Origin of the sequence: Cellulomonas hominis (assembly GCF_014201095.1) — a bacterium.
In the GTDB taxonomy this organism is placed as follows: domain Bacteria; phylum Actinomycetota; class Actinomycetes; order Actinomycetales; family Cellulomonadaceae; genus Cellulomonas; species Cellulomonas hominis.
Genome location: NZ_JACHDN010000001.1, coordinates 4,253,510 through 4,279,037, shown reverse-complemented (window position 1 = coordinate 4,279,037; position 25,528 = coordinate 4,253,510). Strand labels below are relative to the sequence as shown.

The 25,528-nt window shown below is 74.9% G+C and carries 24 protein-coding genes; 17 read left to right on the top strand and 7 right to left on the bottom strand.

What is annotated here, in order from left to right; translation table 11 throughout:
- Positions 1 to 41: 41 nt before the first annotated feature.
- The 7 genes from HNR08_RS21360 to HNR08_RS20260 all read left to right on the top strand — a co-directional run bounded on the left by HNR08_RS21360 (position 42) and on the right by HNR08_RS20260 (position 6,538).
- The gene (locus tag HNR08_RS21360) at positions 42 to 638 is read left to right on the top strand and encodes a TetR/AcrR family transcriptional regulator (RefSeq protein WP_146838099.1); all 597 of its coding nucleotides are present in this window, start codon (positions 42 to 44) and stop codon (positions 636 to 638) included.
- A complete protein-coding gene (locus HNR08_RS21355) occupies positions 635 to 1,564 on the top strand; it encodes a DMT family transporter (protein ID WP_222596017.1) in 930 nt (309 codons plus the stop codon). The genes HNR08_RS21360 and HNR08_RS21355 overlap by 4 nt, the downstream gene beginning before the upstream one ends.
- Positions 1,561 to 2,466 (top strand): 3-methyladenine DNA glycosylase, encoded by a 906-nt coding sequence (locus HNR08_RS20280; protein ID WP_146838101.1) that lies wholly within the window; start codon positions 1,561 to 1,563, stop codon positions 2,464 to 2,466. Before HNR08_RS21355 ends, HNR08_RS20280 begins: the two co-directional genes overlap by 4 nt.
- A 251-nt stretch (positions 2,467 to 2,717) precedes the next feature.
- Positions 2,718 to 4,589 carry a M6 family metalloprotease domain-containing protein gene (locus tag HNR08_RS20275; RefSeq protein ID WP_146838103.1) on the top strand — a complete coding sequence of 624 codons (1,872 nt, stop codon included), beginning with the start codon at positions 2,718 to 2,720 and terminating at the stop codon, positions 4,587 to 4,589.
- A complete protein-coding gene (locus tag HNR08_RS20270) occupies positions 4,589 to 5,341 on the top strand; it encodes a hypothetical protein (protein WP_146838104.1) in 753 nt (250 codons plus the stop codon). The genes HNR08_RS20275 and HNR08_RS20270 overlap by 1 nt, the downstream gene beginning before the upstream one ends.
- Positions 5,338 to 6,228, top strand: coding sequence for an ATP-grasp domain-containing protein (locus HNR08_RS20265; RefSeq protein ID WP_146838106.1), 891 nt, complete (start codon positions 5,338 to 5,340; stop codon positions 6,226 to 6,228). Before HNR08_RS20270 ends, HNR08_RS20265 begins: the two co-directional genes overlap by 4 nt.
- 1 nt (position 6,229) lies before the next feature.
- Entirely contained in the window at positions 6,230 to 6,538 is a 309-nt protein-coding gene (locus HNR08_RS20260) for a hypothetical protein (protein ID WP_146838108.1), read from the top strand.
- Between the two features lie 19 nt (positions 6,539 to 6,557).
- Here HNR08_RS20260 and HNR08_RS20255 read toward each other — a convergent pair whose 3' ends face one another.
- The gene (locus HNR08_RS20255; protein WP_371862384.1) at positions 6,558 to 7,739 is read right to left on the bottom strand and encodes an ROK family transcriptional regulator; all 1,182 of its coding nucleotides are present in this window, start codon (positions 7,737 to 7,739) and stop codon (positions 6,558 to 6,560) included.
- Positions 7,740 to 7,868: 129 nt separating this feature from the next.
- Between HNR08_RS20255 and HNR08_RS20250 the strand changes: the two genes are divergently transcribed.
- From HNR08_RS20250 to HNR08_RS20225, 6 genes are all read left to right on the top strand, one after another.
- Positions 7,869 to 9,386 carry a sugar ABC transporter ATP-binding protein gene (locus tag HNR08_RS20250; RefSeq protein ID WP_146838111.1) on the top strand — a complete coding sequence of 506 codons (1,518 nt, stop codon included), beginning with the start codon at positions 7,869 to 7,871 and terminating at the stop codon, positions 9,384 to 9,386.
- A complete protein-coding gene (locus tag HNR08_RS20245; RefSeq protein WP_146838113.1) occupies positions 9,383 to 10,444 on the top strand; it encodes an ABC transporter permease in 1,062 nt (353 codons plus the stop codon). The genes HNR08_RS20250 and HNR08_RS20245 overlap by 4 nt, the downstream gene beginning before the upstream one ends.
- 45 nt (positions 10,445 to 10,489) lie before the next feature.
- Positions 10,490 to 11,542: a substrate-binding domain-containing protein gene (locus HNR08_RS20240; RefSeq protein ID WP_146838115.1), complete on the top strand. Its 1,053-nt coding sequence runs from the start codon at positions 10,490 to 10,492 to the stop codon at positions 11,540 to 11,542.
- Positions 11,543 to 11,609: 67 nt separating this feature from the next.
- Positions 11,610 to 12,800, top strand: a complete 1,191-nt coding sequence (locus HNR08_RS20235) for a Gfo/Idh/MocA family protein (protein WP_246803073.1) — start codon at positions 11,610 to 11,612, stop codon at positions 12,798 to 12,800.
- Between the two features lie 44 nt (positions 12,801 to 12,844).
- Positions 12,845 to 13,849, top strand: a complete 1,005-nt coding sequence (locus HNR08_RS20230; RefSeq protein ID WP_146838117.1) for a sugar phosphate isomerase/epimerase family protein — start codon at positions 12,845 to 12,847, stop codon at positions 13,847 to 13,849.
- 39 nt (positions 13,850 to 13,888) lie between these two features.
- Complete coding sequence (locus HNR08_RS20225; protein WP_246803074.1) at positions 13,889 to 15,370, top strand: RNB domain-containing ribonuclease; 1,482 nt, start codon at positions 13,889 to 13,891, stop codon at positions 15,368 to 15,370.
- A gap of 46 nt (positions 15,371 to 15,416) precedes the next feature.
- Here HNR08_RS20225 and HNR08_RS20220 read toward each other — a convergent pair whose 3' ends face one another.
- A complete protein-coding gene (locus HNR08_RS20220; RefSeq protein ID WP_146838119.1) occupies positions 15,417 to 16,550 on the bottom strand; it encodes an aromatic acid exporter family protein in 1,134 nt (377 codons plus the stop codon).
- A 64-nt stretch (positions 16,551 to 16,614) separates the two neighbouring features.
- Here HNR08_RS20220 and HNR08_RS20215 point away from each other — a divergent pair, with 64 nt between their 5' ends.
- Together HNR08_RS20215 and HNR08_RS20210 are read left to right on the top strand one after the other, a co-directional pair.
- A complete protein-coding gene (locus tag HNR08_RS20215) occupies positions 16,615 to 16,911 on the top strand; it encodes a hypothetical protein (protein WP_146838121.1) in 297 nt (98 codons plus the stop codon).
- Between the two features lie 88 nt (positions 16,912 to 16,999).
- A complete protein-coding gene (locus tag HNR08_RS20210) occupies positions 17,000 to 17,686 on the top strand; it encodes an HAD family hydrolase (protein WP_246803075.1) in 687 nt (228 codons plus the stop codon).
- Positions 17,687 to 17,713: 27 nt separating this feature from the next.
- Here the strand turns inward: HNR08_RS20210 and HNR08_RS20205 are convergent, their stop codons facing one another.
- The 3 genes from HNR08_RS20205 to HNR08_RS20195 are packed head-to-tail and all read right to left on the bottom strand — an operon-like array spanning position 17,714 to position 20,878.
- Positions 17,714 to 18,619, bottom strand: coding sequence for a carbohydrate ABC transporter permease (locus tag HNR08_RS20205; protein ID WP_146838122.1), 906 nt, complete (start codon positions 18,617 to 18,619; stop codon positions 17,714 to 17,716).
- Positions 18,616 to 19,551, bottom strand: coding sequence for a carbohydrate ABC transporter permease (locus tag HNR08_RS20200; protein WP_146838129.1), 936 nt, complete (start codon positions 19,549 to 19,551; stop codon positions 18,616 to 18,618). The genes HNR08_RS20205 and HNR08_RS20200 overlap by 4 nt, the downstream gene beginning before the upstream one ends.
- 58 nt (positions 19,552 to 19,609) lie before the next feature.
- Positions 19,610 to 20,878 (bottom strand): ABC transporter substrate-binding protein, encoded by a 1,269-nt coding sequence (locus HNR08_RS20195; RefSeq protein ID WP_146838131.1) that lies wholly within the window; start codon positions 20,876 to 20,878, stop codon positions 19,610 to 19,612.
- Between the two features lie 153 nt (positions 20,879 to 21,031).
- Here HNR08_RS20195 and HNR08_RS20190 point away from each other — a divergent pair, with 153 nt between their 5' ends.
- Complete coding sequence (locus tag HNR08_RS20190) at positions 21,032 to 22,012, top strand: IS481 family transposase (RefSeq protein ID WP_146840922.1); 981 nt, start codon at positions 21,032 to 21,034, stop codon at positions 22,010 to 22,012.
- 13 nt (positions 22,013 to 22,025) lie between these two features.
- Here HNR08_RS20190 and HNR08_RS20185 read toward each other — a convergent pair whose 3' ends face one another.
- The gene (locus HNR08_RS20185; protein WP_146837188.1) at positions 22,026 to 23,063 is read right to left on the bottom strand and encodes a nucleoside hydrolase; all 1,038 of its coding nucleotides are present in this window, start codon (positions 23,061 to 23,063) and stop codon (positions 22,026 to 22,028) included.
- A 318-nt stretch (positions 23,064 to 23,381) separates the two neighbouring features.
- On the opposite strand from HNR08_RS20185, the gene HNR08_RS20180 reads away from it, so the two are divergent.
- Entirely contained in the window at positions 23,382 to 24,422 is a 1,041-nt protein-coding gene (locus HNR08_RS20180) for a LacI family DNA-binding transcriptional regulator (RefSeq protein ID WP_146837185.1), read from the top strand.
- Positions 24,423 to 24,546: 124 nt separating this feature from the next.
- On the opposite strand, the gene HNR08_RS20175 is transcribed toward HNR08_RS20180, so the two are convergent.
- The gene (locus HNR08_RS20175; protein ID WP_146837182.1) at positions 24,547 to 25,473 is read right to left on the bottom strand and encodes a RecB family exonuclease; all 927 of its coding nucleotides are present in this window, start codon (positions 25,471 to 25,473) and stop codon (positions 24,547 to 24,549) included.
- Between the last annotated feature and the right edge of the window lie 55 nt (positions 25,474 to 25,528).

Below are 25,528 nucleotides of genomic sequence, written 5' to 3'. Positions count from 1 at the left end.
CTACCCAGTTGAGCAACTCGTCGAGCACCCAGGGAGACGCCATGGCGGACGGCGGAGCGCGCCGGCGACCGGCGCGGGAGCGGCTGCTGGCCGTCGCCGCGGAGCGGTTCTACGCGGACGGCATCGCCGCGACGGGGATCGACACCCTGACCGCGGACGCGGGCGTCGCGAAGATGAGCCTGTACAACAACTTCGCCTCGAAGGCCGACCTGGTCGCCGCCTACCTGGCGGCGCGGCACGCGGAGTGGCTCGACCTCTACCGCGCCCGCCTCGCGGCGACCGGCCCGGACGCCGACCCCCGGGACCGGGTGCTCGCCGTGTTCGACGCCTACGCCGACCACGCGCGCGCCGGCTACGTGCGCGGCTTCCGCGGCTGCGGCCTGCTCAACGCCGCCGCCGAGCTGCCCGCGGGCGACCCGGGGCGTGCGGTCGTGCGGGCGCACAAGGAGGAGGTCGAGGGGATCGTCGCCGGGCACCTGCGCGACCTGTGGCCCGACCAGCCGGACCGCGTCGCGGACCTCGCCCGGCACCTCGCGTTCCTGCTGGAGGGCTCGATGGCCCGCGCCGGGCTCGAGGGCGACGACCGGCTGCTGCACCGGGCGCGCGCCCTCGCCGCCGGGCTGCTGGGCGCCGCGTGACGGCGCGGACGCTCGCGGTGCTCGCCGCGGCGGTGCTGTGGGGCACCACCGGCACGGCCGCGACGTTCGCCCCGGACGTCGGGCCGCTCGCGATCGGCGCCGCGGCGATGGGCCTCGGGGGTCTGCTGCAGGCGGCGACGGCGCACCGGCTGCTGCGGGACCACCGCGCGGCGCTCGGCCGGCGGTGCGGGCTCGTGCTGCTGGGGGCGGTCGCGGTCGCGGTCTACCCGCTGGCGTTCTACTCCTCGATGCACCTCGCGGGCGTGGCGGTCGGCACCGTCGTGTCGCTCGGTTCGGCGCCGCTGGCGGCGGCCCTGGTGGAACGCGCGGTGGACGGCCGCCGGCTGTCCCGGCGCTGGCTGGCGGCCGCGACCGTCGGCCTGGCGGGCGTGGCGCTGCTCTGCGGGGCGCAGGCGGCCGGCGGGGCTGGGGGGACGGGCGCCGGTGCGGTGGGCGTGGCGCTCGGCCTCGTCGCCGGCGCGACCTACGCGCTCTACTCCTGGGTCGCCGCGCGGCTCATGGCCGGCGGCGTGCCGTCCCGGGCGGCGATGGGCGCCGTGTTCGGCGCGGGCGGGGTGCTGCTGCTGCCGGTGCTCGCCGCGACCGGCGCGCCGCTGCTCGCGTCGTGGGGGAACGCCGCCGTCGGGACGTACATGGCACTGGTGCCGATGTTCGCCGGGTACGTGCTGTTCGGCTGGGGGCTCGCCCGGGTCGCGGCGAGCACGGCGACCACGCTGACCCTGCTGGAGCCCGCGGTGGCGGCGGTGCTCGCGGTGCTGGTCGTGGGGGAGCGGCTGCCCGCCGCGGGCTGGGCGGGCGCCGCGCTGGTCGTCGCGGGCCTCGCGGTGCTGACCGTGCCGGGGCCGGGCCGCGCCGCGGCCGCGGGACGGCTGCGGCGCGCGCGGAACCTACCCTGGACGGCATGACCGCGACCGCTCCCGAGGCTCCCGAGGCCCCGGCCCCGCTCGGCGCTCCGGCCTGGCGCGCCCGGGCCGCCGCCCACGCCGAGCGCGCGGACGCCCTCACCGCGGGGCACCGGGAGCGGCGCGCCCGCGGCGAGCGGCACGCGGTCGAGGACTTCCTCTTCGAGTACTACCCGGCCACGCCCGCGCAGCTGCGCCGCTGGCACCCCGGCGCCGGAACGGCCCTCGCGCCCGGCGACGACGGCCCCGCCCCGCAGGCCGCGTGGCGCTGGTACCGCACCGCGGCCGACGGGACGGTCGCGCTCGACGTGCCCGCGTTCCTCGCCGACCGCGGCGACACCGTCCGGTACGTGCGGACCCTCCTGGCCGCGACCGCCGCCCGCCCCGCCGCGACGGGCTGCTTCGGTCTGCACGAGTGGGCGATGGTCTACCGGCAGCGCGCGGGCGAGCACCGGCACGCCCTGCCGCTGCGGCTCGGGGAGGACGGCACCGACGCGGTCGTCGAGGGGCACCGGATCCGGTGCACGCACATCGACGCGTTCCGGTTCTTCACCCCCGAGGCGGCGCCCCGCAACGCGCTGCAGCCGACCCGGGAGACGCAGGTCGCCATGGAGCAGCCGGGCTGCCTGCACGCGGCGATGGACTGCTACAAGTGGGCGCTGAAGCTCGGCCCCCTCGTGCCGGGGGACCTCCTGCTCGACTCCTTCGAGCTCGCCCGGGAGATCCGGTACACGGACATGCAGGCGTCGCCCTACGACGTCGCCGCGTACGGGCTCGAGCCCGTCGCGATCGAGACCCCCGAGGGCAAGGCGGAGTACGTGCGGCGGCAGCGGGGCTACGCCGCGCGCTCGAACGACCTCCGGCGCCGGCTCCTCGACGCGGTCGGCGCGCCGGCGCGGGGCTGATCCCCCTCCCGCGGGCCGACTACCCGCAGGAGGTGGCGACGCCCGGGGCCGCACGGGAGGACGCTCGTCGGTGAGCGTTCGACGAGGGCGGCGGGACGGGGGCACCGGGCCGCCCCTGGTGTCGCGCCACCGCCGACCTGCGTCCGGTGGCCCGCGCCCGCACCGGCGCCCGGCTGCCCGGCCGGCGTCCGCACCGGCCCCCGGGGGACCCGCGCCGCCCTCCGGCGGCCGGGCGACGAAGGGACGAGCCCATGAGCAGTGGAATCCGTGCCGCGTGGACGGCGGACCAGCGCACGCAGACGTGCGCGGTCCAGGCCAGCCCGGAGCTCCTCGACCAGTGGAACGAGCGGCTCGCCGAGGTGCAGGGCGGGCTCGGCGACGGCCCGCACCTGCGGCTGCCGCGCGAGCCGCGCCGCCTGGGGTTCAACGACGGCGTGATCGTGCCGCCGGAGGAGTTCCCGGTGGGCACGCCCGTGCAGCTGATCGCGCGCGCGGCCCTGGACCGGGCGCCGCTGCGCGGCCGGGTCCGCGTGGCCGTCGTGCTCGTGGACTTCTCGGACAAGCACATGACGAAGTCCACCGCGGACCTCGAGAAGCTGTTCTTCTCCACCGGCGTGCTGCCGCACGGCAGCGTCAAGGAGTACTACACCGAGGTCAGCAACGGGCTGATCACGCTGGACGGCGTCGTCGTCGGTCCGTACCGGATGCCGCAGACACTCGGGTGGTACGCGAACAACGGCTCGGGGATCGGGCTCAACGGCACGGCGTTCCGGTCGCCGCAGCTCGCGCGGGACGCGGCGGTCTCCGCGAACGCGGCCGTGGACTTCTCGCCCTACGACAACGACGGCAACGGGTTCGTCGACGCGTTCATCGTGGTGCACGCCGGCCCCGGCGCCGAGGTCACGGGCGCGCTCGGCGACATCTGGTCGCACAAGTCGACCCTGAGCAGCGCGTACACCGCCGACTCGACGAAGATCTACGGCTACCTGACCATCCCGGAGGACGCGAAGATCGGCGTGTCCGCGCACGAGCTCGGGCACCTGCTGTTCGGCCTGCCGGACCTCTACGACACGGACTACTCGTCCGAGGGCATCGGCAACTGGTGCCTGATGGCCGGCGGCACCTGGAACGGCGGCGGCGAGCAGCCCGCGCACCCGAGCGCGTGGTGCAAGGTCAACCAGGGCTGGGTGACGACGACGGTCGTGAGCGCGAACGGGACGCTGACGGTGCCGCAGGTCGAGACCGGGCACGGCGTCTTCCGGCTGTGGAAGGACGGCACGTCCGGGCCGGAGTACTTCCTGCTGGAGAACCGGCAGCAGACCGGGTACGACGCGGCGCTGCCGGGCAACGGCCTGCTGCTCTGGCACATCGACGAGAACCAGGCGGGCAACACCGACGAGAACCACTACAAGGTGGCTCTGCTCCAGGCGGACGGGAACCGCGACCTCGAGCTCGACCACAACCGCGGCGACGCCGGCGACCCGTTCCCGGGGTCGGCCGGGAAGACGTCGGTGGACGGCAGCACGACGCCGAGCACGAAGTCGTACGCGAACGCCGACACCTGCGTCGCGCTGTCCTCGGTCTCGGCGTCCGGCGCGTCGATGACGGCGACGGTCCGCGTCACCTGCAAGACGGTCCTCAAGGACGTGAAGGACACCCGCAAGGAGATCAAGAAGGAGACCGCGAAGGAGCTGCGGAAGGAGCTCAAGAAGGAGCTGAGCAAGGAGCTCCGCAAGGAGCGGGCCAAGGAGCTCGTGAAGGAGCGGGCGAAGGAGCTCAAGGACGTCAAGGACCGGTACGAGTACCTCAAGGACGTCGCGGCGGAGCGCCCGTTCGAGCGCCCGTTCGAGCGGCCCTTCGAGCGGCCCGGTCTCGGCGCCCCGCAGGGCCCGGGCGGCGGCGACGTCGAGGCGCGCCTCGCCGCTCTCGAGGAGGCCGTCTACGGCGCCGCCGAGGCGGAGGGCGGGGCCGAGGAGGCGGGCGCCGAGCCGTTCATCCCGGAGGACCTGCGGCCCGAGCTGCACGGCGCCCCCGGGGGCGAGCCCGACGACGCGGCCCTGGTCGAGCGGATGGCCGCGGGCGACGCGACCGCCAAGCGCGAGTTCGACACCCGGGCGCAGTAGTGCGCGTCCTCGTCGTGGCCGACGCGGCGGACGCCGGCGCGCGGGCGGCAGCGCGCGTCGCCGCCCGCGCGGGGTCGGACGTCCGGTGGCTGCCCGCGCCGCTGCTCGCCCGCGCCCGCTGGTCGCACCGGGTGGCCCCGGACGGCCGGGCGCGCACCCGGCTGACGGTGCCCGGTCCGCGCGGCCCGGTGACCCTCGCCGACGAGGACCTCGACCTGGTCTGGTGCCGCACGGAGCCCGGCACCCCCGCGGCGTTGCGCGGGGCGTCCCGCCGGGACCGGGACTACGCCGCCGCGGAGCTGCACGCGCTCGTCGTCAGCTGGCTGGCGGGCCTGGACGGCCGCGCCGTGAACGCGCCGGACGGCGACGGGGCGGCCGGCCCGGCGTGGTCGGCGTGGCGGTGGCGGGCCGTCGCCCGGTCCGTGGGCCTGGACGCGCCCGACCCGGTGGTGGCGACGTCGGCCCGGCTGGTGGACGGCTGGCGCGGGCACCCGTGGGACGCCCGCCGGCCGCTGACCGACACCGGCCCGCCGGCGGACCGGCTGCTGGTGGCCGGGCCCGCGGTGCTGGGCGCCCGCGACCCGGATCAGGCGGCGGGCGCGCGCCGCCTGGCGGCCGCGGCCGGGTGCCGGGTGCTCACCGTCCTGCTCGACGCGCGCGGCGGGGTCGTCGGGGCCGACCCGGACGCGGTGCTCGCGGACGCCGCGGAGGTGCGCGCCGCGGCGGCGGTCCTGGCGGGAGCGGCGCCGTGATCCTCGTCCTCGGCCACGGCGACGACCCGGCGGTGCGCCTCGTGGTCGACGCGGCGCTCGAGCTCGGCGTCGCGCACGTCCTGCTCGACCAGCTCGCGAAGCCGCTGCCCGACGTCCGGCTCGGCCCGGGGGCGTTCGTCGAGGTCGGCGGCGCGCGGACGCCGCTGGACGACGTCACCGGCCTGTACGCCCGTCCGCTGTCGCCCGCCGCCGGCACCGACCCCCGGGACGCCGAGCGGGGGCGGGCGCTGGTCGACCTGGTGTGCGGCTGGGCCGAGGGGACGGCGGCCCGGGTCGCGTCGCGGGTGTCGGCCATGCACTCGAACTCCTCGAAGCCGTACCAGGCGCAGCGGATCGCGGCGGCGGGCCTCGCGGTCCCCGAGACGCTCGTCACCGACGACCCCGCGGAGGTCCGGGCGTTCGTCGCCGAGCACGGGGAGGTCGTCTACAAGTCGGTCTCCGGCATCCGGTCCGTCGTCCGGTCGCTGGAGGGGCCGGACCTGCGCCGGCTCGACCGGGTCCGGGCGCTGCCGACGCAGTTCCAGGCGCTGGTGCCGGGGACGGACGTGCGGGTGCACGTGGTGGGCGCCGAGACCTTCGCCACGGAGGTGGCGAGCGACGCGGTCGACTACCGGTACGCCGGCCGAGAGGGTCTCGACGCCCGCCTCACCGCGACGGAGGTTCCGGACGACGTCGCCGCCCGGTGCGTGGCGCTGGCCGCGTCGCTGGACCTGCCGCTGGCCGGGGTCGACCTCCGCCGCACGACCGGGGGTGGTTGGGTGTGCTTCGAGGTGAACCCGATGCCCGGGTTCAGCTACTACGAGTCGCACACGGGCCAGCCGATCGCTCGGGCCCTGGTGCGGTACCTCGCGGGGAAGGCGGACTGACATGGTCGCCGTGGTGGAGAACCGGACCGCGGTCGTCGCGGTCGTCGAGGGGCAGCGCGACGTCGACGAGGTCCTCGTCGAGCTCGTGCTCGACGTGGCGGAGGCGGGCCCGGTCGAGGGGTACCCGGACCTGGTGTCGGGGCAGGTCGGGGCGGACCGGTCGCTGGTCGTGCGGGCGCGCCGCGCGGAGCTGCCGGCCGGGGAGCTCGTCGGCAGCCGCCTGCGCGGGCAGGTCGCCCTCGCGGGTCCGGGGGTCGTCCGCCTCGTCACGGCGCCGCCGGACGCGCCCGAGCTGAACCCGACGAGCTGACCCCGCCCGGCCGGCACCCTCAGGCGATCTGCGCCTCGAGCAGCGCGTCGATCGCCCCCGGCGAGAGCACGTGGTCCACCGCCATCGCGGACGCCCCGAGGATGCCGACCTGCGACCGCGCCTGCGACGTGACGATGCGCAGGTGCTGCGTCGCCAGCGGCAGCGACCGCTGGTAGACGACCTCGCGGATGCCGGCGATGAGGTGCTCGCCCGCCTCGGCCACGACCCCGCCGATGACGACGAGCGACGGGTTGAGCAGGCTGACGCACGCGGCGAGCACCGAGCCGATCTCCCGCCCGGCCTGCCGCACGGCGCGGCCCGCGGCGAGGTCGCCGGAGCGGACCAGGGCGACGACGTCCGCGCCGTTCGCGGCGGGCAGCCCGGTCGCGGTGAGCGTCTCGGCGAGCGCGCGGCCGCTGGCGACGGCCTCGAGGCAGCCGAGGTTGCCGCAGCGGCACGGCACGTCGGCGGCGCCCGGGACGGCGATGTGCCCGATGTCCCCGGCGGCGCCCTGGGCCCCGCGGCGCAGGCGGCCGTCGGAGATGATCCCGGAGCCGATGCCGGTGGCGACCTTGACGAACAGCATGTCGTCGACGTCGGGCCAGGCGGTGCGATGCTCGCCGAGCGCCATGAGGTTCACGTCGTTGTCGACCAGCACCTCGGCGCCGAGCCGGGCGGCGAGGAGGCCGCGCACGTCCACGTCGTCCCAGGCGGGCATGATCGGCGGGTTGATCGGGCGGCCGGTGGAGTGCTCGACGGGGCCGGGCAGGCCGACGCCGACCGAGGCGAGGTCGCGCAGGGGCCGCCCGGTGGACGCGAGCAGCTCGCGCCCGTGCTCCACGACCCAGTCCAGGACGACCTCCGGCCCGGCGGCGATGGCGAGCGGCGCCTCGGCCTCGGCGAGCACGGTGGAGGCCAGGTCGGTCACGGCGAGCCGGGCGTGCGTGGCGCCGAGGTCGACGGCGAGCACGAGGCGCGCGTCCGGCCGGAAGGCGAACGTGGTGGGCGGCCGGCCGCCGGTCGAGGACGCCTCACCGGCGGGGGCGATCAGGCCGGCGGCGAGCAGCTGGTCGACGCGCGTGGTGATCGTGGACCGGGCCTGGCCGGTGCTCGCGGCCAGGTCGGCGCGCGTGCGGGGGACGCCGTCGCGGAGCAGCTGGAACAGCTCGCCGGCGCCCGCGTGCCGCTGGGGGAGCCTCACCACGTCCTGCATGGCGCTTAGTGAACCACGAAGTACCCGGACTTGTGTCGGTCACGGTTCGATAACTCTGACGGATGACGTGACACTTATGATTGACGCCCGACGAAAGTCCGGTCTACGTTCGGCCGCATGGTCAACGAGGACCCCCGGCCGCTGCTCCAGATGCGCGGCATCGTCAAGCAGTTCCCCGGCGCACGGGCGCTGGACGGCGTCGACCTCGACGTCCTCCCCGGCGAGGTGCACTGCCTGCTCGGGCAGAACGGCGCCGGCAAGTCGACGCTCATCAAGGTCCTGGCCGGCGCGCACCAGCCCACCGAGGGCGAGGTGCTGGTCGACGGGGCGCCCGTGACCATCCCGCACCCGGTCGCCGCGCTGCGGCTCGGCGTCGCGACCATGTACCAGGAGCTCGACGTCGTCCCGGGTCTGACCGTCGCGGAGAACGTGTTCCTCGGGCACGAGCTGTCCACCGGCGGGGTGTCCCGCCGCCGGGAGGCGCACCGGCGCACCCGCGAGATCCTCGCCCGCCTCGGGCACCCCGAGATCGCCCCCGGCCGCGAGGTCGGCGGCCTGCCCGCGGCGGCGCAGCAGATCGTCTCGATGGCCCGGGCGCTGTCGCACGACGCCCGCGTCATCGTCATGGACGAGCCCTCCGCGGTGCTGGACTCCGACGAGGTGCAGAACCTGTTCCGGGTGGTGCACGAGCTCACCTCGTCCGGCGTCGCCATCGTGTACATCTCGCACCGCATGGAGGAGATCCGCGCGATCGGCGACCGGATCACCGTGCTCAAGGACGGCCGCACGGTCGCCCGCGACCTGCCCGCCCGCAGCACCCCGACCGCGGAGCTCATCCGGCTGATGACGGGCCGCTCGGTGGAGTACGCGTTCCCGCCGGCACCGGGGGTGCCCGACGACGCGGCGGTAGTGCTGGACGTCGACGGCCTGGCCCTGCGGGGCGCCTTCGCCGGCGTGTCGTTCCAGGTGCGCGCGGGGGAGATCCTCGGGCTCGCCGGGCTGGTCGGGTCCGGGCGCTCCGAGATCCTCGAGACCGTCTACGGCGCGCGCCGGGCGACGGGCGGCACCGTCCGGGTCGAGGGCCGGCGGCTGCGCCCCGGGGACGTGCCGGCAGCGGTGGACGCCGGGATCGGCCTCGCCCCGGAGGAGCGCAAGGCCCAGGGCCTGCTGCTCGAGGAGCCGGTGTACCGCAACGTCACCCTGTCGACCTTCGGCCGGTTCGCGCGGGGCGGCCTGCTCGACGAGCGCGCCGAGCGTGACGCCGCGCAGGCGCAGGCCGAGGCGCTCGACCTGCGGCCCGCGGGCGTGGACCGGGCGATGCGCACGCTGTCCGGCGGCAACCAGCAGAAGGCGATGCTCGCCCGCTGGCTGGTGCACGGCTGCCGGGTGCTGCTGCTGGACGAGCCGACCCGGGGCGTGGACGTCGGCGCGCGCGCCGAGATCTACGGCCTGGTCCGCCGGCTCGCCGACGAGGGCGCGGCCGTCGTGGTCGTGTCCAGCGAGATCCCGGAGGTGCTCGGCCTGGCCGACCGGGTGCTCGTGATCTCCGAGGGCCGGGTCGTCCACGAGGGCCCGGCCGCCGCCATCGACGAGCACGCCGTGCTCGACCTCGTCATGGAAGGGAGTGCCGCGTGAGCGAGCACCAGCTGTCCTCGCCGGCCCCGGCGCCCGACGCGGACGAGTCCGCCCGGGTCGAGCGCGTGGCCCGCGAGCCGGCGCGCACGCGCCGGGGCGCCGCCTCGGGCGGCGCCGCCCGCACCCTCGGCCTCGTGGTCGCCCTCGCGGCGATCTGCCTGGTCGGGTACATCACGGCCGGCAGCCGGTTCGCCAGCCTGGACAACATGGTCGTCATCCTCAGCGCCGCCTCGGTCCTCGGGGTGGTGAGCATCGGGATGACGTTCGTCATCACGGCCGGCGGCATCGACCTGTCCGTGGGCTCGGTCCTGGGCCTGGCCTCGGTGTGGGCGACCACGCTGGCGACGCAGCAGATGGCCGACCAGTACGGCTGGATCGTCATGGTGGGCTGCGCGCTCGCCGTGGGCGCCGGCGCGGGGCTGGTCAACGGCGTGCTGGTCGCGTACGGGCGCGTCGTCGCGTTCATCGCGACGCTGGCCATGCTGGTCGCGGCCCGGGGGCTCGCCGAGCTCATCGCGCAGCGGCGCACCCAGCTCGTCACGGTGCAGTCGTTCTCCGACACGTTCAAGGGGAACCTGCTCGGCGTGCCGAAGATCGTGTGGATCTTCGCGGTCGTCGCGGTGGTCGGCTGGTTCCTGCTCAACCGCACGACGTTCGGCCGCCGCACCGTCGCGGTCGGCGGCAACCCGGAGGCGGCCCGGCTGGCGGGCATCCGGGTCAAGCGGCACACCATGCTGCTCTACGGGCTGTCCGGCCTGGCCGCGGGCATCGCCGCCGTCATGATGCTCGCCCGCACCGGCGCGGGGTCGTCCACGAACGGCCAGCTCTACGAGCTCGACGCGATCGCCGCGGTGGTCGTCGGCGGCACGCTGCTCACCGGCGGCCGCGGCACGATCGTCGGCACCGTCCTCGGCGTCCTCATCTTCCAGACGCTCACCAACGTGTTCATCCAGAACAACCTGGACTCGTCGGTCCAGAACATGGTCAAGGGGGCGATCATCGTCGCCGCCGTCCTGCTGCAGCAGCGCTTCTCCACGCGCCCCCCCCGCACCACCTAGGCCCCACCCCACCCTGCCCGCTGGACATCGTTCGAAGGAGATCTCATGTCCGCTCGCCCGACCGCGCGCCGCCGCCTGCTGGTGCCCGCCGCGCTGCTCACCGTCGGCCTGCTCGCCGCGTGCACCTCCAACACCCCGACCGAGGAGGACGACGGCGGCTCGGACGCCGCCCCGGTCGCCGTCTCCGACAACGACGAGCCCGGCGACACGGTCGTCATCGGGTTCTCCGCCCCGGCCGCCGACCACGGCTGGATGGGCGCGATCACGTCGGCCGCGCAGAAGGAGGCCGAGAACTACGAGGACGTCGAGCTCCGCGTCGCGGAGGGCACCAACGACGTCAACCTGCAGATCAGCCAGATCGAGGGGTTCATCAACGACGGCGTCGACGCGATCGTGCTGCTGCCGTTCGACGGCGCCGCGCTGACCGACGTCGCCACGAAGGCGATGGACGCCGGCATCCCGGTCATCAACGTGGACCGCGAGTTCTCCAGCCCGTTCGCGTCCCGGGCCACGATCCTCGGCGACAACTACGGCATGGGCGTCTCGGCCGGCACCTACATCTGCGAGCAGCTCGGGGACAACCCGGACGCCGTGGTCGCGGAGATCGCCGGCATCGACTCCCTGCCGCTCACCCAGGACCGCAGCCAGGGATTCGCGGACGCGCTCGACGGCTGCGGCCTGTCGGTCAGCAACCGGGTCGCCGCGGACTTCACCGTCCAGGGCGGCGAGCAGGCGGCGGCGAACCTGCTGCAGGCGGCGCCGCAGATCGACGCCATCTGGAACCACGACGACGACCAGGGCGTCGGCGTCCTGGCCGCCATCGAGAACGCCGGCCGCGACGAGTTCTTCATGGTCGGCGGAGCGGGCTCCGCGAACGTCATGCGGGAGATCCAGTCCGGCGACTCCGTGCTGCAGGCGACGGTCATCTACCCGTCCACGCAGGCCGCCGACGGCATCAAGCTCGCGCGGCTGGTCGCGCACGACAAGTCGATGAGCGACCTCGCGTCCTCCGGCGTGCCGCGCACCATCCAGCTGTACGCGCCCGTCGTCACGGCGGACAACGTCGACCAGTACATCGACTCGGCCTTCGAGTCCTGACCCGGGCCGCGGCGGGGCCGGTGCTGACCGGCCGGCCCCGCCGCGCCCACCCGAGGAGGGTCTCGCGATGGACGAGACGACGGCGGCGCCGCTGCGCGTCGGCATGGTGGGGTACGCGTTCATGGGCGCCGCGCACTCGCAGGCGTGGCGGACCGCGCCCCGGTTCTTCGACCTGCCCCTGACCCCCGTGATGCAGGTGGTCGCGGGGCGGGACGCCGCGGCCGTGAAGGCGGCGGCCGAGCGGCTCGGCTGGCGGGACACCGCGGGCTCCTGGCAGGAGCTCGTCGCCCGCGACGACGTGGACCTGGTGGACGTCTGCACCCCGGGCTTCACGCACGCCGAGATCGCCGTCGCGGCGCTGGAGGCGGGCAAGCACGTGCTGTGCGAGAAGCCGCTGGCCAACACCCTCGCCGAGGCGGAGGCGATGGTCGCCGCGGCGGCGTCGGCGTCGGCGCGGGGGGTGCGGTCGATGGTCGGCTACACCTACCGGCGGGTGCCCGCGGTGCAGCTCGCGCGGACGCTCGTCGCGGAGGGCCGGATCGGCACCGTCCGGCACGTGCGCGTGCAGTACCTGCAGGACTGGCTGGCCGACCCGGAGGCACCCCTGTCGTGGCGGCTCGACAAGCAGGCCGCCGGCTCCGGGGCGCTCGGGGACATCGGCTCGCACGCCGTGGACCTCGCGCAGTTCATCACCGGCGAGCGCGTCACCGGGGTGTCCGCCGTGCTGGAGACGTTCGTGCACGAGCGGCCGGTCGCGGCGGAGTTCGCCGGGCTGCACGGCACCGGCGGGACCGAGCGGGGGCCGGTCACCGTCGACGACGCCGCGGTGTTCCTCGCGCGGCTGTCCGGGGGCGGTCTCGGCGTGTTCGAGGCGACCCGCTTCGCCGCGGGGCGCAAGAACGCCATCCGCCTGGAGATCAACGGCGACCGCGGGTCGGTGGCCTTCGACTTCGAGGACATGAACGTCCTGCACTACTACGACGCCACCGAGGACCCGGCGTACGCGGGCTTCCGGCGGATCGTCGTCACCGAGCCGCAGCACGCCTACGTGGCGCAGTGGTGGCCCGCGGGGCACGGCCTCGGCTACGAGCACGCGTTCACGCACCAGGTGGTCGACCTGGTCGGGGACGTGGCGGCAGGCCGGGACCCGTCGCCGTCGTTCGCCGAGGGGCTGGCGGTGCAGCGCGTGCTGGCCGCGGTCGAGGCCTCCGCCGCGGACGACAGCCGCTGGGTCGCGCTGACCGAGGACCCCGCCTGACACCCTGACCTTCCTGCCGGACGACCCGCGAAGGAGCGAGCACCATGGCACGACCCATCACCCTGTTCACCGGCCAGTGGGCCGACCTGCCGTTCGAGGAGGTCGCCCGGCTCGCCGCCGACTGGGGCTACGACGGCCTCGAGATCGCCTGCTGGGGCGACCACCTGGACCCGTGGCGGTGGGACGACGACGCGTACGTGCAGAGCAGGCTCGACATCCTCGAGAAGCACGGCCTGAAGGTCTGGGCGATCTCCAACCACCTCAAGGGCCAGGCCGTCTGCGACGACCCGATCGACCAGCGGCACCGCGACATCCTCCCCGACGTGGTCTGGGGCGACGGCGACCCGGAGGGCGTCCGGCAGCGCGCCGCGACCGAGATGCAGCACACCGCCCGGCTGGCCGCGAAGCTCGGGGTCGACACGGTCGTCGGGTTCACCGGGTCGGCCATCTGGAAGTACGTGGCGATGTTCCCGCCGGTGTCCGCCGCGGCGATCGACGCCGGGTACCAGGACTTCGCGGACCGGTGGAACCCGATCCTCGACGTCTTCGACGAGGTCGGGGTGCGGTTCGCCCACGAGGTGCACCCGTCCGAGATCGCCTACGACTACTGGACGACCGTGCGCACCCTCGAGGCCATCGGCCACCGGGAGGCGTTCGGCCTGAACTGGGACCCGAGCCACATGGTCTGGCAGGACCTCGACCCGGTGGCGTTCCTCTGGGACTTCCGCGACCGGATCTACCACGTGGACTGCAAGGACACGAAGAAGCGGATGCGCAACGGCCGCAACGGCCGGCTCGGCTCGCACCTGCCCTGGGCCGACCCGCGGCGCGGCTGGGACTTCATCTCCACCGGCCACGGCGACGTGCCGTGGGAGGACGCGTTCCGGGTGCTCAACACCATCGGGTACGACGGGCCGATCTCCGTGGAGTGGGAGGACGCCGGCATGGACCGCCTGCTCGGGGCGCCCGAGGCGCTGGCGTTCGTCCGGCGGCTCGCGTTCGCCGCGCCGGACGCGGCGTTCGACGCGGCGTTCTCCCGGAAGGGCTGAGGGCGGGCGCGGCGGGGCACGCCGCCCTAGGCTCGCGGCGTGCCCCGACGCCATGTCCGCCTCCGGCCCACCGAGGACGCCCGCGCCCGGGAGGTGGACGCCGCCGTCCGCACCGGGCTCGCGGCGCTGCGCGCGGAGCTCGGCGTGCCGGACGGCTTCCCCGAGGACGTGCTGGCCGAGGTCGCGCACGCCGTCGGGGCGGGTCCTGCGGGGTCGCGGGCCGACGCGACCGACATCCCGTTCGTGACGATCGACCCCGAGGGCTCGCGCGATCTGGACCAGGCCGTGCACCTCGAGCGTCGCGGGTCCGGCTACCGGCTCCGCTACGCCATCGCGGACGTCGCCGCGTGGGTGCGCCCCGGCGGCGCGGTCGACGCGGAGGCCCGCCGGCGCGTCGTCACGCTGTACGCGCCCGACGGCCGGGTCCCGCTGCACCCGCCAGTCCTGTCCGAGGGCGCCGCGAGCCTGCTGCCCGGGCAGGACGCGCCCGCGGTGCTCTGGGACGTCGACCTGGACGCCGACGGCGCGCCGACCGCGGTCCGCGTCGGGCGGGCGCTGGTGCGCAGCCGGGCGCAGCTCACCTACGCCGGGGCGCAGCGGGCGCTCGACGACGGCACCGCGGCGGGCACCCTCGCGCTGCTGCCCGAGGTCGGCCGGCTGCGGCAGGAGGCCGAGGTCGCGCGCGGCGGGCTGACCCTGCCGACCCCGGACCAGGAGGTCGAGGTCGACGCGCGGGGCCGGTGGACCCTGACCAGCCGCGCGACCCTGCCCGTAGAGGAGTGGAACGCCCAGGTGTCGCTCCTCACCGGCATGTGCGCCGCGCGGATCATGCTGGACGGGCGGGTCGGCGTGCTGCGCACCCTGCCGCCGGCGGACCCGCGCGACGTCGAGCGGCTCCGCCGGTCCGCCCGGGCGCTCGCGGTGCCCTGGCCGGACGGCGCCGACCACGCGACGGTCGTGCGCGCCCTGGACGCCGCGGTCCCCGCGCAGGCGGCGCTGCTCACGGAGGCGACGACCCTGCTGCGCGGGGCCGCGTACGTCGCGTTCGACGGCGCGGTCCCCGCGCAGACGCAGCACGCCGCGATCGCCGCCCCGTACGCGCACGCGACCGCCCCGCTGCGGCGGCTGGTCGACCGGTTCGTGGGGGAGACGTGCGTCGCGCTGGCGGCCGGTGCGGAGGTGCCCGAGCCGGTGCGGGCGGCCCTGCCGGCGCTGCCGGAGCTCATGGCGGCCGGCGACCGGCGGGCGTCCGCCTACGAGCGCGGGTCCGTCGACCTCGTCGAGGCCGCGCTGCTGGCGGGGCGGGTCGGGGAGGAGTTCGACGCCGTCGTCGTGGACGTGCGGGACGACGGGGCGTCGGGCGTCGTGCAGCTCCGGGAGCCGCCGGTGCGCGGGCGGGTCGTCGGCGAGGCGCTGCCGCTCGGCACGGACGTGCGGGTCCGGCTCGCCGAGGCGTCGGTGGCGGGGCGGACGGTGCGGTTCGTGCTGGACGGGCGGCCGGGGCGGGACGCGCGCGGCTGAGTCAGGGGGCGCCCGGGGGCGCGGTCGGCGGCCCGAAGCGCGCGCGTCAGGCCTCGTCGGGCGCCGACAGCGGCGCGAGCGCGACCAGCACGGCGTCCGCGGGCCGGGTGCTGCCGTCCTCGGGACGCCCGGCCGCCACCGCGGCCCGGAGCGCGGTGAGCGCCTCGGCGAACCGCTGCCCGGCGTCGTCCGCCCCGCCGCCGGGCAGCGTGCGCACGAGCGTCGCGCCCGCCCGCAGCGCCGCCGCGGTGGCGTCCCGCGCGGGGTCGGCGGGGGTGTCGGCGTCCGGCGCGAGCGGCAGCAGCGGGACCCGCTCCGGGTGCTCGCGGCGGGCGGCAGACGCGTCGCGGCTGGTACGCACCGCGCGCGCGACGTCGAGCGCGATACCCGCCGCCGCGTCCAGCCGGCCGGCACCCGTGGCGAGCCGCGCCCGCCAGTCCCGGTAGCGCGACGCCGTCCAGTTCGCCCGGGCGGCGTCCTGGGCGTCGCGGACGGCCGCGCCCGCGGCGGCCCGGGCGGCCCGCAGCGCGGCACCGTCCGGCACGGGGGCGTCGTCGTCGGCCACGGCGTCCGCGACACCGCCGAGGTGCGCCGCAGTCGCCTCCGCGAGCCGCCCCAGCGCCCGGTCGGCCGGCGTCAGCGGCAGCGGCGGCAGCAGCGCGTTCACCCCGACGCCGATCGCCGCGCCCACCAGGGTCAGGCCCACGTACGCGGACACGTACCCGACGGGGTCGGCGTCGCCGATCACCAGCACGAACAGCGCCGACGTGGGCAGCCACGACCCCATGTCGCCGAGCACGCGCCAGCCGGACAGCAGCACCCCGACGAGCACCACCAGCGCCAGCGCCGGCAGGGGCGGAACGGGCAGCAGGTCCACCAGCCGCGCGACCACGGCCCCGAGCGCGATGGCCAGCACCGCCTGCGCCGAGCGCCGCGTCGAGCCCCGGACCGTGACCGAGGTGGCCACCACCGCGCCCAGCGGGGCGTAGTACGGGTAGTCGCTCCACGGGCCCGGCACCAGCCCGACGACGACCCAGGCCAGCACGGCCGCGCCGGTGGTCCGCACGGCGCGGCCGATCCACGGGCGGCGGGCCAGGGCGCGGCCGAGGCGCTGCCGGAGGGCGCGGGGGGACGGCGGGGGAGCGGGGCCGGGCTGTGCGGGGTCGGGTCGTGCGGTCACCGTCCCCACCCTCGCCCGCCCCGCCCGCGGGCGCACACCGGGGCCGGCGGCTAGCGTCGACGGCATGCCGCGCACGAGGTCGGCCGCCGTCGCCGCGTCGGACCGGTGGGTCGACCCGGACGGGTTCCGCGCCCCCGCCGGCGAGGTGCACGCCTGGGAGCCGGGCCGCAACGAGACGGTGTGCGGGCTGTCGCTGCACCGGTCGGCGCTGCTGCGGTTCCCGCACGTCGCGTGGGCCGACGCGCAGCCCGCGACGGGCCGGGACGCCGACCGGGTGACGCGCGTGTGCCCGCGCTGCGCCGCCGGGATGGGCCGGCGGCGCGACGAGAAGCCCTGGCGGCGGGTCGACCCGCGGCCCTGAGCCCCCCGGCCGTTCACCGCCCGGCCACCGGCGCCGGTTAGCCTGGCCCCGGGCCCGGACCGGCCCTCCCGACGACAGGAGACGTGCCTTGACCCTGCGCCCCGACGCCCCCGCTCTCCCGACCGCCGTCCTGTGGGACATGGACGGCACGCTGGTCAACACCGAGCCGCTGTGGATGGCGGCCGAGACCGAGCTGGTCGAGTCCTGGGGTGGCACCTGGACGCACGAGGACGGCCTCACCCTCGTCGGCAACCCGATGAAGGTGTCCGGGGCGGTCCTGCAGGGCCGCGGCGTGGGGCTGTCGGTCGACGAGATCGTCGGCTTCCTCAACACCCGGGTGGCGGCGGCCGTCGCGGAGCAGACCCCGTGGCAGCCCGGTGCCCGCGAGCTGCTCACCGCGCTGGCCGACGCCGGCGTGCCGCAGGCGCTGGTCACCTCGTCCTACCGGGAGCTCGCCGACCCGTTCGCCCGGGTCGCCGGGGTGTTCGCCACGGTGGTCGCGGGGGACGAGGTCGACCGCCCGAAGCCGGACCCGCAGCCCTACGAGCTGGCCGCCGAGCGGCTCGGGGTGGACGTCGCGGACTGCGTCGTCGTCGAGGACTCCCCGGCGGGCATCACGTCCGGCGTCGCCGCCGGGGCGCGCGTGCTCGCGGTCGAGGTGTTCCGCGCGCTGCCCGACCTGCCGGGGCTGAGCACGACCGGCTCGCTCGCGGACGTCACGGTCGCGGACCTGGCCCGGATCGGCGGCGGCGCGGTCCTCGACCTGCTGCGCTGACCCGGGCCGGCCCGTGCCGTCGGGAGGTCAGCCCTTGACCGCCCCCGCGAGCGCACCCTGCACGAAGTACCGCTGGAACATCAGGTACACGATGACCACCGGTATCGCCGACAGGATGATGAAGGCGTTGAGCGGCCCGTAGTCGGTGCCGTGCTGCGTCGAGAAGCTCTGCACGGCCAGCGGCACCGTCCAGTTCGCCTGCGACCGCAGCAGGGTCGTCGCCATCGCGTACTCGTTCCACGTCCCCACGAAGTCGAGGATGAACAGCGCGGCCAGCGCGGGCTTCGCGAGCGGGAGGACCACCTGCAGGAAGATCCGGAACGTCGACGCCCCGTCCAGCCGCGCGGACTCCTCGAGCTCGTCCGGGATCGCCCGGAAGAACCCGTACAGCACGAACACCGCGTACGGGATCCCGAACGCCAGGTACGGCAGCATCAGGCCGGGCACCGAGTCGAGCAGGCCGAGCGAGAGCATCGTGCTGAACAGCGGGCCGAGGGCGATCTGGATCGGCACCATCGAGCCGATCGCGATCAGCGCCAGCACCACGCGGTGCGCCTTGAACCGCAGCCGCGCGATGGCGAACGCGGCCGCCGCGGCGAGGAACAGGCCGACCGGCACCTTCACCAGCGAGACGACGAGGCTGTTCAGCCCCGTGCGCCCGAGGTCCCCGACCCGGAACGCCTCGGCGTAGTTGTCCCACGCCCACGACGTCGGCAGCGACCACGGCGCGGTCGTGCTGATGTCCGCGTTCGACTTCACCGAGGTGAGGAACATGATCGCGAACGGCAGCGCCCACAGCAGCGACGTGAGGACCAGCGCGATCCACAGGCCGATGCCGGCGTAGTCGCGGCGGCGCCGGGGCGTGCCGGGTGCCCGCTCCGCGGGGCGGGGGCGCCGGGTCACGGCGACCGGGACGGCCAGCTTGTCGCTCACTTGTCGTCTCCCTTCATCGACCAGGCCATGTAGGGGATGACCAGGCAGAGCGACAGCACGAGCAGCACGGTGGCGACCGCCCCGCCGGCGCCGAAGCTGTGGTTGGTGAACGACTGGGTGTACGACCACAGCGCGAGCACCTGCGTCGACTGCGCCGGCCCGCCGCCGGTCATGCCGACGATGAGGTCGAAGACCTTGAGCGAGTTGATGATCGTGAGGATGACGACCACGACCGTCGTCGGCCGCAGGGCGGGCAGCGTGACGTTGCGGAACACCTGCCACGTGCCGGCACCGTCGATCTTCGCGGCGTCGACCAGCTCCGGCGGCACGGACTGCAGTCCCGCGAGGAACAGGACCATCGGGAACCCGACGGCCTGCCACACCGACGCCGCGAACACCGAGTACAGCGCGATCTTCGGGTCGCCGAGCCAGGACTGCGCCCAGTCGCCCAGGCCGACCGCCTCGAGCCCCTGGTTCACCAGGCCGAGTGTGGGGTTGTAGATCCACCGCCACATGGCCGCGACCGTGATCGAGGCGAACACCGCGGGGATGTAGATGACGGACCGCATGAGGTTGCGGCCGACGATCCGGCGGTTGAGCCCGAGGGCGAGCAGCAGGCCCAGCACCATCGGGATCAGCAGGGACAGCACGACCCAGATGACGGAGTTGCCGAACGCCTTCCAGAACACCGGGTCGGCGGTGAACAGCCGCCGGTAGTTGTCGAGGCCCACGAACTCGGGCGTCTCGGTACGGAACCCGGACCACTTGTAGAACGACAGGCGGATCGAGTCGAGCATCGGGTAGGCGATGAAGTAGCCGTACAGCGCGACGGCCGGCAGCAGGTAGGGCAGGGCGGTGAGGAACGGCCGGTGGCGGCGGCCCCGGCGGGGTCGGTCCGTCCGCGGCTCCTGGCGAGTGCGAAGGAGGGTCATCGTCGGCTCCAGACGGGCTCCGGGACGGGCCGGCACGGCCCCGCCCCGGAGCGCTCGGTCAGTTGTTGGCGTCGCGCCACGTCTGGAACTCGGCGCCGGCGTCGGCCGGGTCGAGCTCACCGGTCAGCACCGAGTTCTGGATCCGCCAGTACTCGGTCGTCTCCGCGGTCGAGAAGTTCTGGTCGTTGTTCACGAACAGGCCGCCCGAGGCCGCGATGATCGACTGCCAGTCCGTGCCCAGCGGGGCGTCGGCGGCGGGCTCGACGGTGGAATTCACCGAGATCGAGGCGAACGCCGTGCCGAGCTTCTCCTGGCCCTCCGGGGAGACCATGTAGTCGAGGAACTTCGCGGCGGCGTCCGGGGACTTCGCCGCCGGCGTCACGTAGAGCAGCTCCCCGAAGCCGTAGGTCCGCTCGGTCCCGGTCGGGAACGTGAAGATCCCCATGTCCTCGACGGGCAGGCCGCCGTCGATCGCCATCGGGCCGTACCAGTCGCCCTCGATGGTCATGGCCGCCTGGCCGCTGTAGAACAGCTGCGCCGCGTCGTCGTTGCTGATGCCCATGAAGCCCGGGTTGAGGAAGTCCGCACCCCAGGTCTCGAGCTCGGTGAACGCGTCGGTGACGCAGGACTCGCTGCCCCAGTCGCCGTCGCCGGTGGTGAGCTCGTCGGCCGTGTCGGCCCCGCACTCCGTCTCGATCAGCGAGTCGAGCAGCCGCATGACGTGCCAGTTGACCGTGCCGCCGAACGTCATGGGGATGATGCCGGCGTCCTTGAGCTGCTGCGCCGCCGCGACGAGGTCGTCGTACGTGGTCGGCACCTCCGTGATGCCGGCCTGCTCGAACAGGGTCTTGTTGTAGTAGACCGCCTCGGTCGCCTGGATGAACGGGACTCCGTGGTAGCCGCCGTACTGGGTGGCGTTCGCCAGCGCCGCCGGCGTCAGCTCGTCCGCCCAGCCGTACTCCTCGTACGCGTCCGTGAGGTCCGTGCTGACCCCGGCGCTGACGAGCTCGCCGCCCAGGCCCGGGCCGCCCCAGTACCGGTAGATGTCCGGGAGCGAGTCCGTCCCTGCCGCCTGCCGCAGCGCGTCCTTGTGCGCGTCGGTCGCGCGCTCCTCGGTCTCCACCGTGATGCCGGGGTTGGCCTCCTCGAAGCCGGCGACGAGGGCGTCCCACGCCGTCTTCTGCGCCTCCTCCTGCGTGAGCGTCCAGACGGTGACCGTCTGGTCGCCGCCCTCCGCCGCGTCGTCGCCACCGCCGCTGCACGCGGTCAGGCCGAGCGCGAGCGCCCCGACCGCCGTCGTCGCGATCCACCGTGTCTTCAGCACCATTGCCTCCATCGTGTGTGTGTGGTCGATCCGGGATCGGGGCGGGCCTAGGTGTACTCGGCCGGGACGTTGATGACGGTGCGGGACCGTTGACGTGAGGAGAACCTCCGGCTGGGGTGTGGCTTGTCGAAGGCCCACGTCCCGCCGGAGGTTCTCGTGTCTCACGGTAATGCGCGTCTGACTGTCCATGGCCGAGCTCTGCTGGTCCGGCGGGTGATCGAGGGCCATCGCCCGGTCGCCCACGTCGCCAAGGAACTCGGCGTCTCTCGCCAGTGCGCCCACCGGTGGGTCAATCGGTTCCGCAGCGAGGGACCGGCAGGGCTGGCCGACAGGTCCTCACGCCCGCACCGCTCACCGACCCGCACCGATCCCGAGATCGAGCTGGTGGTAGTCCTCGCGCGCCGCGCCCACCGTCGAGGGCCTGCCTGGCTGGCCGAGCAGACCGGCGTCCCGGCCCGCACGGTCTCGCGGATCCTGGCCCGTCATCGAGTCCCGCACCTGGCCGACTGCGACCCGCTGACCGGCCAACCGATCCGAGCCACCCGCCTGACCACGCTGCGCTACGAACGCGAACGACCCGGCGAGCTGGTCCACATGGACGTCAAGAAGATCGGCCGCATCCCGCCCGGTGGTGGCTGGCGCGCTGGCGGCGGCTGGACCCTGGCCAACCACCAGTCACGCGTGGACAAGACCCCGATCGGCTACGACTACGTGCACGCCCTGATCGATGACTGCTCCCGGCTGGCCTACTGCGAGATCCTGCCCGACGAGAAGGGCCCGACCTGCGCGGGCTTCCTGGCGCGCGGCGCGGCCTACTTCGGCGGCTGCGGCATCGAGCGCATCGAGCGGGTCATGACCGACAACGCCTACGCCTACAGGTACTCGGGCGACCTGCGCGCCGTCGTGGCCGCGCTCGGCGCCCGCCAGGTGTTCATCAAGCCGCACTGCCCCTGGCAGAACGGCAAGGTCGAACGACTCAACCGGACCCTGGCGACCGAGTGGGCCTACCGGCAGATCTTCACCAGCAACGACGACCGCGCCGCCGCTCTTGCTCCCTGGCTCGAGCACTACAACACTCGCAGACCACACATCGCACTCGGCGGACGACCGCCGATCAGCCGACTGTCACCAACGTGATGGCCGAGTACACCTAGGCGCCGGCCTGCCACCGGGCGAACTCGTCGAGCTTGTGGAAGAAGTCCTCGAACATCAGGCGCGTGTCCACGTGCGTGTACACGCGCATCGGCCGGGAGCCGCGCAGCGCCCGGTACGTGCCGTCCGGCGTCATCTCGGGCGTCGGGCGCTCGACGAACCGGGACGACGACGCGTCCGGCTCGAAGGTGGAGCGCAGGGCCGTGAGCAGCACCAGCGGGGAGTCGCCGAGCGCGTACGACTCGGGCACCTCGAGGCCGTGCTCGTGCACCCGGTCCTGCTCCCAGCGCACCTCGTCGTACAGGTACGCGCCCAGCGGGCCGGTCGCCGCGACGCGCCGCCGCAGCTCCACGTCGGATACCAGGCACTGCCGGTAGACGTCGCGCGGGATCTGCCAGATCGTCAGGTCGGGCGCGCCGAAGAGCACCTGCGCCGCGGGGACGTCGATCAGCAGGTTGTACTCGACCGGCATCGCGTGCGCCGGGGGCGTGGCGAGGCCGTCGTGCTCCGGGCCGCCGATCCACACCAGGACGATCCGCTCGGCGATCCGCGGCTCCAGCAGGTACGCCGACGCCAGGTCCGTGAGGCCGCCGCCCGCCGCGTAGAACAGCGGGGAGTCGTCGTCGCGCAGCGCCTCGGCGATGATCGCCCGGGCCGCGGGGGAGTCCTGCGGGGTCGCGGTGTCGGCCAGTCCGCGCGAGGCGCCCCGGACGATGCGGTCGGCCGAGTCGAGGCCCATCCGGGCGAACACGTCGGCGAGGACGGCCTCCGCGTTGGCGGCCGTGTCCGCGCCCGGGTCGATCGGGTCGTCCGGGCGCAGGTGGGACGCCACGAGCAGGGGGATCGCGACCGACGGGGACAGCAGGTGGTGCACCACCTGGAACAGGTCGTCGGGGTCCCCGGAGAAGTCGTTGTCGATGATGACGCGGCTGCGCGGCGCCGGGAACGGCCGGTCGAGCCAGGGGGTCTCCCCGAGGCGCCAGCGCGGGCCGGCGGGGGCGGGGGGATCAGCGTGGGGATGGGGGATGCGGGTCAACGGCCTCTCCTGTACCGAGTGGGTTCCAGCAGTCGCGACGCGGGGCGGGGGGCTCGGGGCCGGCCCGCGACGGGGGTCTCCCGTCGGCCGGGTCGTGCTCCCGGCGCGGGTGTCCGCGCTCCGGTTCCTGCCGGCGTCGGTGCCGTCATCGAGAACGTCCTCGCTGACGTCGACACCGGTAGGTTATCGATCACCTAACCGCCTCGACAAGAGGCGGTGCATCACGAACGGGTAACGCATGGATATGCACACCAGCGACCGGGGCGGCTTCGCTACAGTCGGAGCGCGCCCACCCGACTCCCGCCGAAGAGGCCGCCCATGAGCACGCAGGACCAGGCCAGGCCCCCGAAGATGGCCGACGTCGGACGGCTCGCCGGCGTGTCCGCCCAGACGGTCTCCCGGTACTTCACCGGCACCGGCTACGTCGGCGCCGACACGCGCGCGCGCATCGAGGCCGCGATCGCCGAGCTCGACTACCAGCTCAACCAGTCCGCCCGGAGCCTGCGGGTCAACTCGACGCGGACCATCGGCGTCCTCACCACCGGCCCGTCGCTGTACGGCAGCTGGTCCGTGCTGAGCGGCCTGAACCAGGCAGCGGCCGCCGCGGGGTACTCGCTGCTCACGGTCCAGCTCGAGGCCGACCCGTCCGGCTCCGACACCCCGGAGTGGATGCACCGGGCCCTCGACCGGTTCCTGTCCGCCCGGGTGGACGGGATCATCGTGTCCTCGTCGCACTTCGGGATCGAGGACCTGCTCGAGCGTGTCTGGGAGCGGGTGCCGGTCGTGCTGCTGTCCGGGCGTTCCTGGCCGAACGCCGACTCCGCGACGGTCGACTCCTACGAGGCCGGCCTGCTCGCCGTGCGGCACCTCACCGGCCTCGGGCACACGCGCGTCCTGCACCTCGCGGGACCCGAGGGGCCGAACGAGAGCTTCGAGCGCGAGCGCGCGTACCGGGACGCCCTGGCCGCCGCGGACCTGCCGGTGCTGCCCGCGCCGCGGGGCGACTGGTCGGCGCAGTCGGGCTGGGAGATCGGCACGACCGTGGACCCGACGACGTTCACCGCCGTGTTCGCGGGCAACGACCAGATGGCGCTCGGGTTCATGAGCGCCCTGCGGGCCCGCGGGCTCGCGGCGCCCGGCGACTACTCCATCGTCGGGGTGGACGACATGCCGGACGCGCGGTTCTTCTCGCCCGCGCTGACCTCCGTGCAGATGGACTTCGTGGGTCTCGGGCGGGCCGGGCTCGAGATGATCCTGCACCGGGTCCGCTCCGGGGAGCGCGTCGCGCGGCGGGTGATCCGGCCGACGCTGGTGGTGCGGGACTCGACGCGGGCCTGGGTGGGGGCGGGACGGGCCTGAGGGCGGCCGGCGGTTGCGGTACGGCGGCGGACGGTCGGGGCTGCGGTGGTCCGGTGGAGTGCAGTCCGGTCGTTCACGGTCGGATGGCGGGCGGTCCGGTGGTTCGCGGTCGGGTGGGCGCCGTTCAGGCCGACGCCGATGCGGGCGCCGCCAGAGGCGTGATGCCGATCGCGCGCTCGACCGCCCCCTCGGGGATCTCCGGCGCCGTGTTGCCGAACGCCGGGCACACGGCCTGGTGCGCGCACCAGTCGCACAGCCGGGACCTCCGGGGACGCCACTCGCCGGTGCAGGCGGCCTCCTCGATCTGCGACCACAGCGCCCGGAGCCGGAGCTCCAGCGTCCGCATCTCCGCTTCGGAGGGGGAGTGCCGCAGGATCTGCCCGTCGCCGAGGTAGACGAGCTGGAGCATCTTCGGCAGCACGCCGCGCTCCCGCCAGAGGACGTACGCGTAGAAGCGCATCTGGAACAGCGCCGAGCCCTCGAACCCCGGGTTCGGCGACTTGCCCGTCTTGTAGTCGACGACCCGCAGCGCTCCGTCGGGGGCGACGTCGAGCCGGTCGACGATCCCGCGGAGCTGCGGCCCGTCGTCCATCAGCGTGCGCACGGCCAGCTCGCGGTCGCCGGGCTGCAGGCGGTTCGGGTCCTCCAGCGTGAAGTACGTGTCCAGCAGCAGCCGGGCGGTGCCGAGCCACGCCTCCCGCTCGTCCTCGGAGGCGAACAGCGTGACCACCTCGGGGGAGCGCTCGAGCAGCCGGTCCCAGGCCTCGGGCATCAGCGCGTGCGCCGCCGCGGGGGTGCGCTCGCCGAGCGGCAGGTCGTACAGCCGCTCCAGCACGGAGTGCACGAGCGTCCCGCGCGCGGCCGCGGAGCTCGGCGGCTCGGGCCGCTTGTCCACCACCCGGAGCCGGAAGAGCAGCGGGCACTGCTGGAAGTCGTTCGCCCGCGACGGGGACAGCCCCGGCACGCGCGGCTCGGCCGGCGCCTCGACGTCACCGGCATCGGCGGCGTCGACGGACACGGGGGCGAGGAGCTGCGGGTCGGTGGTCGTCATGGTGTCGAGCCTAGGTGCCACCACTGACACACCGGGGACGCGGGTCGGCGGGGCA